Here is a 13578-nt window from a genome sequence, read left to right as displayed (position 1 = left end):
CCAACGGCCCTGGCAGGTCCTGGATCACGACTCGTCAACCGAAAGCGCCTGCGACGGATAGGTCGCAATTACACAAAGTCTAGCACCGAATGTTATGGCGCACAGACGCACTATAGAAAGAGTTCTGCTGAATACCGCCACCATATCCCCTTCCGTTATATATTTGCCGGCTGTTGTCGACCGATGCTGTTTTTTACCGCCTTCAGCCAGAGTTTTGGCGACCGGGTGACCGGCAACCCGGCCCGGCGGCTCCAGGCGCGGGCATCAAGAAAGCTGGCCAGGCCGTTGTCCGCCGCAGAATAGTGAAATCCGGCCAGTGCCTGGCTGAACGCCTGCTGAAGTGCCTCACGTTGAGCGGCGGTGAGCCCCCGTTCCAGCGTGTCCAGCTGGAGCTGGGCCAGACAGCGCACCATGTTGCGCCGGATCTCGAGCCAGCCGCTGCTGCCGGTCTTGCTGGCCGGGTGGCTGCGGTAGTGGTGCGTCGGCGCCAGGGTATAGGCCGCCGGGCCTTCCAGTGCCAGTCGGCTGAAGAAGCAGCGATCTTCGCTGGAATTCAGTGATACCGGAAACAGCCCCGCCCGATAGGCGGCAGAACGTCGAACAACCGCACCACTGCAGGACACCACGCTGCCCCGAAGCAGAAGCTCAAACAGTCCGTTGCGGATCAGCCGGCTGTCCCCTGCCAATGGCGTAAATGCCAGTGAAGGCAACCCCGTGCGCTCCAGAAAGGGCTCATCAACCACCTCGCCATCACGCAGCGGTCTGCGGTTTCCGAAGAACAGGCACAACGTTGGCTGTTGGGAAAATGCTTCAGAGGCCGAATTGAGGAATCCAGGCAGGTAGCGGTCGTCAGCATCCAGCATGGCAACCAGCGGTGTGTGAGCGAGGGAGAAGCCCAGGTTCCTGGCGTTGGACACGCCCGGGCAATCCGTCGTCACCAACCGGATTTTCAGATGGCTTTCTTCCGCCAACTGGGCAATCAGTTCCCGGGAACCGTCGCTGGAGGCGTTCTCAACCACAATCACCTCGACCGGCGGCAGAGTCTGGGCCTCCACACTGGCGATGGTCTCTTCTATATATTGCTCGCAATTGTGGGCCGGGATCACCACTGTCATGCCGACCGCGCGATCAGCGTCGCCCGCTGCCGCTAAATCCCCCGGTACTGATGTTTCCGACACTCGCGCCTGCTCCCTTCCCTGTCGCCTCAGAATTCGCTGGTGGCTGCTTTGTCCATCAGCTTGGCCGTCGCTCGCCCGTCATTAGCCCGTCATTAGCCCGTCACTCGCGATCGGGCAAACCTGACGGCCGGCTGCTATATAAAGGTATATCGTCCGATACCCGTTCCATCCAGTTTCATCGCGATGCTGATAATTGTGCTATGCAGTCACCGGCATTTATCTGGTAAACTTTTGTAACAAATTTTATCCGAAATGTATCGGACCATGGAAGGACATTGATGAAGGTTCTCACTGTCTTCGGAACCCGACCGGAAGCCATAAAAATGGCTCCGCTCGTTAAGGCGCTCGGCGACGATTCCCGTTTCGAGTCCTATGTGTGTGTCACCGCCCAGCATCGGGAGATGCTGGATCAGGTGCTGAATCTGTTCACCATCGAACCCCAGTTCGACCTCAATGTGATGAAACCCGGACAGAGTCTTGCAGAGCTGACCGGACGGGTCATTGCCGGGGTTGACCGGGTGCTGCAGGAGGTGCGACCGGACTGCCTGCTGGTTCATGGCGACACCACCACCACGTTCGCGGCCAGCCTCGCGGGCTACTATCACAAAACCTGCATTGGCCATGTCGAGGCGGGCTTGCGAACCGGCAACCTTTACTCCCCGTGGCCGGAAGAAGGCAACCGCCGTCTCACTGGAGCCCTGACCAACCTGCATTTCGCGCCAACCGATGGTGCCCGTCAGAACCTGCTTGCCGAAGGCGTGGAAGACGGACTCATCACCGTTACCGGCAATACCGTGATTGACGCTCTCCTCAATGTCGCCGATCGCATTCAGCGTGCGCCGGAACTGCAGGCCGAACTCGCCGGACGTTTTCCATTCCTGGCCGCGGATCGTCGCCTGATTCTCGTCACCGGCCATCGACGGGAAAGCTTTGGCGGCGGCTTCGAGCGGATCTGCGACGCCCTGGCCCGCATCGCGTCAAATCACCCGGAGTGCGACGTGGTGTACCCGGTTCACCTCAACCCCCAGGTTCAGGAACCGGTACGCAGACGTCTTGGCCAGACACCAAACGTCCACCTGATTGCGCCCCAGGACTACCTGCCGTTTGTCTACCTGATGCAGCGCAGCCACCTGATACTCACCGATTCCGGCGGCATTCAGGAGGAAGCGCCCTCCCTCGGCAAGCCGGTACTGGTGCTCAGGGATACCACCGAACGCCCGGAAGCGGTGGACGCAGGCACCGTGAAACTGGTGGGCACCAACGTGGAGGCCATCACCGGCACCGTGGAGACCCTGCTCAACGATACCCGGGCCTACGACGACATGGCCCGGGCGCACAATCCCTATGGTGACGGTCAGGCCTGCGAGCGCATCATCGCCAGCCTGGCACAGACCCTTCGATGACAGCCGATCAGCAGTTCAAGGAACAGGACCATGAATGTCAGTAAGATCGTAGTAATGGGGCTTGGGTATGTCGGCCTCCCCACCGCCGCAGTGTTCGCCTCCCGGCGCATCCAGGTGCTGGGGGTGGACGTGAACCAGCAGGCCGTCGATACCATCAACCGGGGCGAGATTCACATTGTCGAGCCCTCCCTCGACATCGTGGTCCGCGCTGCCGTTACCGAAGGCTACCTGAAAGCCGCGACCCAACCGGAACCGGCCGATGCCTTCCTGATCGCCGTCCCCACCCCGTTCAAGGACGACAAGGTGCCGGATCTGGCCTATGTCGAGAGTTCCGCGCGGGCCATCGCTCCGGTTCTGGCGGCAGGCAACCTGGTGGTGCTGGAATCCACATCACCAGTGGGGACGTCAGAGCAGTTGTCCGCCTGGCTGGCGGAAGAGCGCCCAGACCTGACGTTTCCCCATCAGGCCGGTGATGCCTCGGATATCCGCATTGCCCATTGTCCGGAGCGGGTGCTGCCAGGCCAGGTGATACGGGAACTGGTGGAGAATGACCGGGTGATCGGGGGCATTACCCCAACTTGTGCCACCGAAGCGCTGAAACTTTACAAAAAGGTGGTCCAGGGCGACTGCATCACCACCACCGCTCGCACCGCGGAGATGGCCAAGCTCACCGAAAACAGCTTCCGCGACATCAACATTGCCTTCGCCAATGAGCTGTCACTGATCTGTGATCGCCTGGACATCAATGTCTGGGAGATGATCCGACTGGCCAATCGTCACCCCCGGGTCAACATCCTCAGCCCCGGCCCCGGCGTGGGCGGGCACTGTATCGCTGTTGACCCCTGGTTCATTGTGGACAGTGCGCCGGAGCAGGCCCGACTTATCCGGCTGGCGCGGGAGGTCAATGACCATAAGCCGGACTGGGTACTGCAGAAAGTCACCGGCATGATGGAAGCTCTGCACCGGGATCTGCCCGGTCGCACCCGCCAGGACATCAAGGTTGCCTGCCTGGGCGTCGCCTTCAAACCAGACATCGACGATCTTCGGGAAAGCCCAGCGCTGAAGATCACCCGGGCCATCGCTGAACTGGGTTGCCAGGTGCTGGTGGTCGAGCCCAACGTCCGCACGCTGCCGGACCACCTCAGCCGTCCCAACCTGCGTAAAGCCTCACTGTCCGAGGCACTGGAAGAAGCCGACATTGTCTGCATACTGGTCAGGCACAAGCCCTTCACAGAAGCCAGAAACGAGATAAAAAGCATTCCGCAGCTTATTGATACTGTTGGACTTGTTAACTAAAAACCCGGCAAGCGAGATGTTTCCATGACTGCCCCCAAGGCCGACCTTCAGGGAACCAAGGCGCTGTTCATCGCGTACTTTTACCCTCCGACCGTCAGTACCGGTGTGCCAGGTAGCATGCGCACCCTGAAATTTCTCAGAAACCTTGAGAATGGCGAATGCCACGTACTCACCAACGATCAGGACGTAGCGGATGGCGACAACGCCCTGAGCCACGTGCAACTGCCCGTCAACAGCGAGACCATCCACCGGGTCAAAGGCTGGGATCTGTTTAAGCTGCTGCTCGCATTGCGGGGGCTGATCAAGTCCCTGCTGTCCCGGGTTCGTTCCTCCGGTACGACGGAGGATACTAACCAGGCATCCGCCACCCAGCCGCAAAAGGTGGTGTTCAAATCCGAAGCTGATGGCGCCGGCAAGCGTGGGCGCCTGCAGCAGCTGAAGGATTTCATCTACAACCTCTGCTACTTTCCCGACCAGGCCGGCCCATGGATTCTGCCGGCGTTCTTCCGCGGCTGGCGCCTGGTCCGGCGCGGCCAGGTTGACGTCATCTTTGCCACCGGCTCTCCCTGGTCAGGGTTGCTGGTGGGCTATCTGATCAGTCTGGTCAGTGGCAAGCCCTGGGTGGCCGATTTCCGCGACCCTTGGGTCAACAACCCGTTCCATCAGTCCAAAGGGCCCTGGCTGGACCGTCTGAGCGCCAAACTGGAGCGCCGCATCGTAATGCACGCCTCGGCGGTGTCTCTCAACACCGAACCGCTGATGACGGAATTCCTCGAGCGTTATCCCGAGGTCAATCCGGACAAGTTCCTGGTGATGCCGAACGGAATTGATCAATCTGATTTCCAGGACCTGCCGGATGCCACCGCACCCCATCAGGCTGGCACTCTGAACCTGTGCCACGCCGGCTTCCTGTATGGCGTCCGCGACCCGGCGTCGTTGCTGGATGCCATACGCGAGGTCAACGGCCAGCTGGCCGAGACGGACCAGAAGGTGGTGTTCACCCAGATTGGTGACCTGTCGCTGGATTACGATGTCCACGACCGCTACGCCGATCTGATCGAGCAGGGGTCGCTGATCGTCAAACCCGCCCAGCCGTACCGTCAGTGTCTGGGTGATCTTGCCGGTGCTGACATTGTGGTCAATATCCAGTCCGGCACCAAAACCCAGGTACCGTCGAAGCTCTACGACTACCTGGCGCTGGAGAAGCCCATTCTGCACATCACGCCCGATCACGGCGCGCTTGCCAATCTGGTCAGAAAATATCAGCTCGGTACCTGCCTGGCGCAGGAGGAACATCAGGCCATCGTGGACTATCTTGTTAATCGTATACAACGAGTTGCGACGGGTGCCGGCATTGACGAGGCCTACCCGAACCGGAGCCGTTTCCTGATTGAGAACATCACTCAGGACCTGATCCAGACCCTACTCAGTCTCAGTCGCGAAAGGCAGCCCCATGAAACCTAATTTTGTGGTTATAGGCGCAGCAAGATCCGGTACGACCAGCCTTTTCCAATACCTGGAACCCCACCCTGAAATTGGCATGTCCCAGGTTAAAGAACTGAATTTTTTCTCCAATCCCACATACTGGAACAAGGGGTTCGACTGGTACGAATCCCGCTTCCCCAACGCCAGCAGCATCAAGGCCGCTGGCGAAGCCTCCACCAGCTACACCAAAGCACCTTTCACCGACGACGTACCCGGCCGCATTGCGCACTACAACCCGGCCATGAGACTGATCTATGTGGTTCGCGACCCCATTGAGCGCTACCTTTCCCACTACCTGAAGCGCGTTCAGACCGGCATTGAAAGCCGCCCCTTCGAGCGCACCCTGGACAATCTGGACAACGAGGCCAGTGCCTGGCAGGGCCGCTACTTCTACCAGCTGGAACACTACCTCCAGAAATTTGATCGCGATCAGCTGCTGGTGTTTGCGATGGAAGACCTCAAGCACAATGCCGCTGACACGGTCAAACGCATCTATCGCTTTCTGAACGTCGATGAGACCTATCAGGCCCCGGACCTGAACCGTATCCACAACGCTACCAACCGGGTCGTCATGAAGTCCCCCATGGGCAAGTGGATCTCCGAGTTCTATCGCCGCCACCTGGAGCAGCGGGACCTGCCCTTCACCTTCAAGAAAGCGGTCGCCAGCCTTGGCGACATTGGTGGCCAGGAAATCAGAAAACCCGCCCTGACCGAGGCCCAACGCGACAAACTCCAGCGTTTCTATCATCAGGACAGCCGTTTGCTGCAGAGCGAGTTTGGTATCGACACCTCAACCTGGGTACCGGAATAGGACGCACGACGATGATCAAGCCCGTTTCATCACAAGCTCAAGGCCGAGCCCCCGACACCGCAAACACACCCCGCATCAGCGTGGTGATTCCGACCTACAACCGGGCCCACAACCTGACACGGGCGATTCAATCCGTGCTGTCGCAAACCTGCCCACCCATGGAGATTCTGGTTGTCGATGACGGCTCCACCGACGGCACCGAGCAGCTGGTGCAACAGCAGTTTGGTAGCCGTGTGCGTTACCTGCGGCAGGCCAATGCCGGCTCAGCGGCTGCCCGCAACCGGGGGATCGAACATGCCGGGGGTGACTGGATTGCGTTCCTGGACTCCGACGACGAATGGCTGCCCAACAAGCTCGCCACTGACCGCGCAATGATCCTGGCCACACCGGACCTGGAGTTTCTCCATGGCAACCGGCGCCATCACTGGAGTGATGGTCGCCAGGACAATGGCCGGCAGCACCAGCCCGCCTCGGATTTTGGCGACAAGCGTTATCTTCTGGCAGTCTGGGGCATCAAGACCTCGACCGTGGTGGTCAGGCGCAGCCTGCTGGACCGGCTGGAATACCACTACAACCCGACCCTGAAAACCTGTCAGGACTATGAGTTCTTCTGGCGGGCGGTCGTTGAAGCTCATCGGGTGGGCTATTCCGATGCGCTGGACGTCATCATCCATATCACCAGTGACGGCGCCTCACGGGTTCGTCCCCAATGCCTGCTGATCCAGGACAACCTGACGGCCATCAGCAACGCGCTGGAGTGGTGCCGTCGCTCCGGTCACCCTGACTTCGAAAAAATACTGGTCAAACGCAGGGTGATGGAGTGCCTGCACCTGATCCGCAGTCTCGGCAGCAGTCATCATGGCCGCAAGAAGCTGTATGCACTGTGGCAGGCACGCTCCGAGCTGGCTTACGTACTCACCGGCAGTGTCCGGTACAAGTTTTTCTGACCACCGGTATCAGCGCTTGCGCCGGAGTCGCCCTGCCAGGCCCCGGAGTTCATCAAACAACGGATGCCGCAGCAGCGCCAGCCCCGCCAACCAGACCCATGGCAATACCAGAGCAATCACCAGAATCGGCTTCCAGTACTGGTCCTGGTCAAACGGCACCCACAGCCCGATCCCCCAGGTGGCGGCCATGCACAGCAACAGCAGAACGCCATTGCCAAGCCAGGCCCTGAGCAAATCAGTCACGTGCAGCTGAAACAACACCCGCAACAGCACGGTGGTAATCAGCACCTCTGCGATCCCCGCCACCAGAAACGCCCGCCCGATCCACTCCAGGCCATAGGGATAGGCCCAGAAGATCCCCGGCACCAGCGTCGACAGCACCAGCGCTTCCTTGACCAGCATGATCCGCTCACGGCCTGCCGCCAGCAGCAGGTCGTTGGCAAACCAGTGCACACACCTGGCCATTCCCCAGAACGCCAGCCAGGTGGCAATGGGCGCTGCGGCGTCCCACTGCAACCCGAAGAACAGGCGAATGGTGGGCAGGCTGGCGAGGCTCGCCACCCCCAGCACCGGAATCACCAGTGCCCCCAGTAACACACTGGCCCGCAGATAGGCCTGGGTCACGTCACCGCCCTCGCGCCGGGTTTTGGAGAGGTATGGCAGCGCCACCGGCGTCACCCCCATCATCAGGGTCTGGGAAATGAATTCCACAAAGCCGAGACCACGGGAGAACATACCCACCTGGGTGGTGGTCCCCAGTTTGCCGATGATCATGTCCGGGGCGGTGACTTTCAGCTTGCGAAGAAAATTGGTCGCTGAGCTGAACACGCCAAAGCTGGCTACCTCACCGAGACCGCGGAAGCTGGGTTTCCAGACCATGTCCCGGGGCTTGAGCTGGATCAGCATCAGGAAGTTCAGCAGAGCCACCAGGGTCTGCCCCCAGGCCAGCGCGTAATAGCTAAAGCCGGCCAGTATCAGCCCGATGGTGGAAACAAAACCGACGATACTGCCGATAAAGCGGATCTTGAACTGCACCCGAAACTCCATGTGCCGGGACAGCAGCGACGTCGGAATACTGATGTAAGGCGCCAGAAAGAACCCCAGCGCCAGTATCGCGAAAATGCCAGCCAGCGGCTCCAGGTCATAGAATCTCGCCACCGGGAGTGCCGATAGCAGGATCAGCGCGCCCAGCCCCCAGGAAATAATCACCGTCAGCCCCAGCGCCCGCCGGACCTTATCGGCGGTGAGCTCCTCCTCACGAACCAGGTAGCCGCCGGCGCCAAGCATACGAAACTCGGTCATGATCATCACGATGGCACTGGCAATCGCAAAGGTACCGATCTCATCCGGCGTCAGCAGCCGGGCAATCAGCATGGTGGACGCCAGCCCGATCAGCTTCATGCTGTAGCGGGCGGCGGAGGAATAGATAACGGCCTGACGAATGGAAGACATCGGCAACTGCGGCTCAAGCGAGGGAATGGTAGATGGCGCTGTACTCCGCCAACATGTGATCGACGGAGAAGCGCTTGGCGAAACGGTCGCGGCTGTTGCTCGCCAGCCGCTGATACAGTTCTGGCCGGGTCAGCAGCTGGCGCATGGCTTCAGCAAACGCCGCGCTGTCGCCTGGAGGTGTCAGCAGCCCGGTTTCTCCGTCGGCCACAATCTCCGGGTTGCCACCGACCTCGGTGCACACCGCGGGAACGCCCAGGCTCATTGCTTCCAGCAATGTCATCGAGGTGCCTTCCGTGTGGGACGAGAGCAGGAAAAGGTCCATGGTGGCCAGGTACTGGGCGGGCTGTTCAATGAACCCGGTGAAGACAATCCGCTCCGCCAGTCCCAGTTGTTCCGCCTGCCGCTCCAGGCCCGCACGGTCCGGACCATCCCCCACCATCAACAACCACAGATCCGGCATCTCGCTGGCAAGTTCGGCAAACGCCGCCAACATCATGCCCTGATTCTTGACCGGGTCGAGTCGGGCCACGGTTCCGACCAGCCGCGCCTGCCCGGGGATGCCCAGGGACTGGCGGATCGACTGCCCCTCACGGGCATCCCGCTGTAAACCACGAATGCCATTGTAAATAACCCGAATCCCCCGCCGGGGCAGGAATTCGTAACGGTGCAGGGCCTCCCGGGTGGCACGGGATATCGCCACCACCGCGCCACTGAGCAAGGCCAGCATGGGGTTGATAAGCATGGCCTTGTATCGGCGTCGATCCGGGTGGAAACGACCATGCTCGGTGAACACCACGCGAGCCCCCGTGCCCCGCGCCGCCAGCCAGCCGTACACCCAGGGGGTGTATTGATGGCAGTGCACCAGATCACTGTCGAATTCGCGGATATGGTCCCTCAGCGCCCTCACAAGCTGCCAGTCGAAACCGGGCTGGCGGGGAACCGAGCGTACCTCGATGCCGTCGCGGGCCAGTTGCTGGCCGATCTCCCCAATCTGACCGTCGATACAGACGATCTGGTTGCAGAAGTCCGACTGCGGCATGTTGGACACCAGTTGCCGGATCACCTGCTCGGTCCCACCGATGCCCATGTTGAAGGTAACGTGCGTAATACGGATTGGAGTCTTAGCCATGGAACCTGCGTTGTCTGCTGGGAGCCAGAAAAACCGCCACCGCCAGAAGCCCGACAGGCAACAGCCACTTCATAACATAACTCATATTTTCAAAGAGATAGCGCTTGGTCATAAAGTGATAGGTGTCATCAAACAAGGCATAGCGGGAACCGTAGATCTCCACCAGATAATCCACTTCCGCCGCGCTGTAACCCGCCGCCAGGTAAGCGTCGCGCACCTGGCCCGGGTCGGCCAGTAACTGGTCCAGGGACACGGTCAACGGCACACCAAAGTCCGGGTCCAACAGTCGTGCGCTCTCCTCGCCCGGCACCTGATATTCCACGATCACGTGGCCACCGGCGAAGGAGACAATGCGGTTGTCGATGTCGTACCGGTCCAGAACCGACGACAGGATGGTCGACGCATCGCCACAGATGCCGATGCCCCGCTTCAGGTTGCGGCGGTAATCGGCATAGTGATACCGCTCGAACTGGGGCAGGCCGGAAAACCGTCCGATGGCCCAGAGGAAATAGTTCTCCCAGACGGGCACCAGTTGGCGATAGGCCACCGGGTCTACCCGTTTCCAGTCGACATGAACGAGGCTGGCGTTAGTGATCTGATTGGCCCGTTCCGCCACGACATGAGGAGAGTCCAGCTCTGCCAGCTCATCAATCAGGGCCAGGCTGCGGTGGTAGCTCACCACTTCCTTGGGCACAAACCGCAGCTGGTCGAGCTCGGTCACGCCAAGTCCGGGCCTGCGCAGCGGCTGGCTCAGGCCATACAGATTGATCGCCAACAGCGTCAGTCCCAATACCACGGCGATCAGGACGATGCCCGTGCGGACGGCTTTCATGGACCGTACTCCTGCCACCAGAGATCAAACACCAGCAGGCTCCACAATTCCTGGCTGAACTGCTGCTCGCCAGCCAGGTGACGCTGCCAGAGGGACTGCAACTGAGTCATGTCGAAGCACTGGGCAAGCCCGCCGTCGGTGGCGGTGAAGCGTTCGTGGGCCAGGTTACGCAGTTCCTGCCCCAGCCATTCCGCCAGCGGCACCGAGAATCCCATTTTCTTCCGGTACAGGATGTCATCCGTCAACATCGGCTTGAGCGACTGCTTGAGAATGTGTTTCTTCTCCCGGCCCCGGAGCTTGAGCGCCGACGGTATCGACGCGGCGTATTCCACCACCCGGTAGTCCAGCAGCGGCGCCCGGGTCTCCAGGGAATTGGCCATGCTCATGCGATCCACCTTGACCAGAATGTCCCCCGGCAGGTAGGTCTTGATGTCGGTATAGAGAATTCGGGACAGGTGGTCGGGCCCGTCCGCATGGCCATAGTGCATGCGGGTCAGTTCCGCCGGATCGTAGTGCTGGGTCTCGCGGGCCAGTTCCCCGGTGGCCAACTGATCCCACAGGGTTGGACGGAAAAAACAGTTGGTCAGGAAGAACGCCTCGTCCGGCTCCCGGGCAAGCGCAGACAACAACGACCCGGCCTTGCGGAACAGGGCGTGACTGCCCTTACCCGCCACCCCGGCAAGCGTCGGGAACAGGCGCTGTCGCAACGGGCGGGGAAACAGCCCCCGCAACTGGTTCTCCCACAGATCGGTGACGTACTTGCTGTAACCGGCAAAGTTCTCGTCGCCGCCGTCCCCGGCCAGGGCGACGGTCACAGTCTGTCGGGCCAACTGGGAGACAAAATAGGTTGGCACAAACGACGGATCGGCGAAGGGTTCGTCAAAATAGCGGGCGATGCCCCTGAGCTGGTCCGCCACGGTGTCCCTCACGGTGTACTCGTGGTGATCCGTGGAAAACTGGCGGGCGACCTGCTCGGCGTAGTGAACCTCATCAAACCGCTCGGAATCGAAACCAATGGCGCAGGTCGTTACCGGACCGCTGCTTTGTTCCGCCATCAACCCGACCACCGCACTGGAGTCGATGCCACCGCTGAGGAAGGCCCCCAACGGCACATCGCTCACCATCCGCACCCGCACAGCGTCTGACATCAGCTCCAGCAACTCCCCCGCGATCTGCTCCTCAGACCGGTCATCCAGGGAGCGAAACGACACGTCCCAGTAGCGATGCAGTTGCGTCTCCTGGCCATCGGTCTCCAGCCAGTACCCCGGGGGCAACTTGAACAGGTTCTGGAACACCGTCTTCGGATCGGGCACATACTGGTACGCGAAGAAATCCTTGACCGCATCCGGGCGCAACCGGCGCTCCAGCGGTGGCAGCGGCAGCAGCGCCTTGATCTCCGAGGCAAACGCAAAGTGGCCGTTGGCCTGGTAATAATACAGCGGCTTCTTGCCCAGCCGGTCCCGGGCCATGAACAGCTTGCCGGCCTCCCGGTCCCAAACCACAAAGGCGAACATGCCGTTTAACCGCTCCAGGCAAGCGCGGCCTTCGCGGGCATACAGCGCCAGCAACACCTCAGTGTCCGATTCGGTGCTGAACGAAACGCCCTGCCCCTGTAACGCCGTTTTGAGGTCGCGGTAGTTGTAGATCTCACCATTGAAGGCAATGACGTAACGGCCGCAGGCAGAGGTCATGGGCTGATTGCCATGCTCACTGAGATCAATGATCGACAGCCGGCGATGACCCAGCGCGATGCGGTCATCCAGATAGTGGCCTTCGGCGTCCGGCCCCCGATGTACAATGGCATCGGTCATCCGCGCCAGCCAGGCGCCATGACTGTCGCGGGCAGGCATCGCCGGCGTACGAAGAAATCCAGCCAGTCCACACATCTAGCGGATCTCCCCCGGGGACGCCTGTGCCGGTGAACGATCCAGTAATTGCAGAAACAGTCGTTCATACTCCCGGGCCATGCGGGCAGCAGAATAGTCCTGGTCAATCCGCTCGCGGCCCTGACGACGCAGAGTCGCCACCAGCGAAGCATCCGACAATACCCGCTCGCACTGCGCCACCAACCGGTCAACGTCGCCCGGCGGTGCCAGCAGTCCGGTCTGTTCGTTATCCACCAACTGGTCAACCCCGGGAATGTCGTATGCCACCACCGGGACTTCCATCGCCATGGCTTCCATCATGCAGCGGGGAATGCCTTCCAGGGAGGACGTCATTACAAACAGGTCAAAACCTGCCAGACGCTCCAGACGATCATGGCGAAACCCCAGAAACTCTATGGCGTCCGCGCTTTCGAGACCCGACGCCAGGGCCTCCAGCTCATCCCGCTGACGGCCCTCCCCCAACAGTTGCAACCTCAGCTCGGGGAAACGGGCATGGAGGCGGTCAAAGGCGTTCAGCAGGTCCGGCAAGCCTTTGCGGGGAATCAGCTGGCCGATAAAGCCCAGGGTGCGGTGATTGTCCTGACGCTCTTGCGATGTCTGCTGCAGTTGCTGACGGAGGCCATCGATTTCCCGCAGGTCGACACCATTGCGGATAAAATGCACCTTGCGATCGGGCACCCGAAAGCGCCGCATGTCGTCCACCAGCTCCTCCGACAGGGGCGCCACCGCGTCAAAATGGCGCAGCAGGTAGGTTCCCAGGCGGATAAAGGCCGCCAGCTTCCAGCCCACCTTGCCGGAGTAGCCATGGGGTGTGCTCACGCAGCGGATTCCGGCCCGACGGGCGGCCAGCCAGCCCAGAATGTCTGACTTGTAGCCATGGGTGTGGATCACATCAATACGGCGCCGACGGATCACCTCCACCAGCTGGCCCACGACCCGGGGATCGAACCGGCCCTTCATCGGCAGGTAGTGCACCTCTCCGGCTTCCCTGGGGTAGTACTCAGCCACCGAGAGGTCCTGATCGTCGCTCTCACGGGTCACCGCCAGGTCACACAGCAAGTGATCTCCGGGCAGATTGTTGGCCAGGGCGATGACCCAGCGTTCGGCGCCATAGAAACCGTTGGGCGTAATGAACTGCAATACTCGAAGGGTCGTCATG

At 60.8% G+C, this 13578-nt stretch carries 11 protein-coding genes; 5 read left to right on the top strand and 6 right to left on the bottom strand.

All coding sequences use genetic code 11. The annotated features are described in order from the left end of the window. Positions 1-155: 155 nt before the first annotated feature. Positions 156-1178: a glycosyltransferase family 2 protein gene (locus MLD24_RS05645; protein ID WP_248165109.1), complete on the bottom strand. Its 1023-nt coding sequence runs from the start codon at positions 1176-1178 to the stop codon at positions 156-158. A 278-nt stretch (positions 1179-1456) separates the two neighbouring features. On the opposite strand from MLD24_RS05645, the gene wecB reads away from it, so the two are divergent. The 5 genes from wecB to MLD24_RS05620 are packed head-to-tail and all read left to right on the top strand — an operon-like array spanning position 1457 to position 7120. Continuing rightward, entirely contained in the window at positions 1457-2581 is a 1125-nt protein-coding gene (wecB, locus tag MLD24_RS05640; protein WP_248165106.1) for a non-hydrolyzing UDP-N-acetylglucosamine 2-epimerase, read from the top strand. Positions 2582-2611: 30 nt separating this feature from the next. Then, entirely contained in the window at positions 2612-3877 is a 1266-nt protein-coding gene (gene wecC / locus MLD24_RS05635; RefSeq protein WP_248165104.1) for a UDP-N-acetyl-D-mannosamine dehydrogenase, read from the top strand. A 24-nt stretch (positions 3878-3901) separates the two neighbouring features. Beyond that, a complete protein-coding gene (locus MLD24_RS05630; protein ID WP_248165101.1) occupies positions 3902-5341 on the top strand; it encodes a glycosyltransferase in 1440 nt (479 codons plus the stop codon). Then, a complete protein-coding gene (locus MLD24_RS05625) occupies positions 5331-6173 on the top strand; it encodes a sulfotransferase family protein (RefSeq protein WP_248165086.1) in 843 nt (280 codons plus the stop codon). Before MLD24_RS05630 ends, MLD24_RS05625 begins: the two co-directional genes overlap by 11 nt. Positions 6174-6184: 11 nt before the next feature. Further along, the gene (locus MLD24_RS05620; protein ID WP_248165083.1) at positions 6185-7120 is read left to right on the top strand and encodes a glycosyltransferase family 2 protein; all 936 of its coding nucleotides are present in this window, start codon (positions 6185-6187) and stop codon (positions 7118-7120) included. 9 nt (positions 7121-7129) lie between these two features. Here MLD24_RS05620 and MLD24_RS05615 read toward each other — a convergent pair whose 3' ends face one another. The 5 genes from MLD24_RS05615 to MLD24_RS05595 are packed head-to-tail and all read right to left on the bottom strand — an operon-like array spanning position 7130 to position 13577. After that, positions 7130-8572 carry a lipopolysaccharide biosynthesis protein gene (locus MLD24_RS05615; protein WP_248165080.1) on the bottom strand — a complete coding sequence of 481 codons (1443 nt, stop codon included), beginning with the start codon at positions 8570-8572 and terminating at the stop codon, positions 7130-7132. A gap of 13 nt (positions 8573-8585) precedes the next feature. Then, positions 8586-9701, bottom strand: coding sequence for a glycosyltransferase (locus MLD24_RS05610; protein ID WP_248165078.1), 1116 nt, complete (start codon positions 9699-9701; stop codon positions 8586-8588). Next, positions 9694-10533: a hypothetical protein gene (locus tag MLD24_RS05605; protein WP_248165075.1), complete on the bottom strand. Its 840-nt coding sequence runs from the start codon at positions 10531-10533 to the stop codon at positions 9694-9696. Before MLD24_RS05605 ends, MLD24_RS05610 begins: the two co-directional genes overlap by 8 nt. Beyond that, positions 10530-12419, bottom strand: coding sequence for an asparagine synthase (glutamine-hydrolyzing) (gene asnB, locus MLD24_RS05600; RefSeq protein WP_248165073.1), 1890 nt, complete (start codon positions 12417-12419; stop codon positions 10530-10532). Before asnB ends, MLD24_RS05605 begins: the two co-directional genes overlap by 4 nt. After that, on the bottom strand, positions 12420-13577 hold the full coding sequence (locus MLD24_RS05595) for a glycosyltransferase family 4 protein (RefSeq protein WP_248165071.1): 1158 nt from the start codon (positions 13575-13577) through the stop codon (positions 12420-12422). Position 13578: the final 1 nt, after the last annotated feature.

The sequence above is a fragment of the Marinobacter xestospongiae genome (assembly GCF_023156385.1).
Lineage (GTDB): Bacteria > Pseudomonadota > Gammaproteobacteria > Pseudomonadales > Oleiphilaceae > Marinobacter > Marinobacter xestospongiae.
The sequence above is the reverse complement of the archived record's forward strand: the minus strand, read 5'-3'. Positions and strand labels throughout refer to the sequence as shown.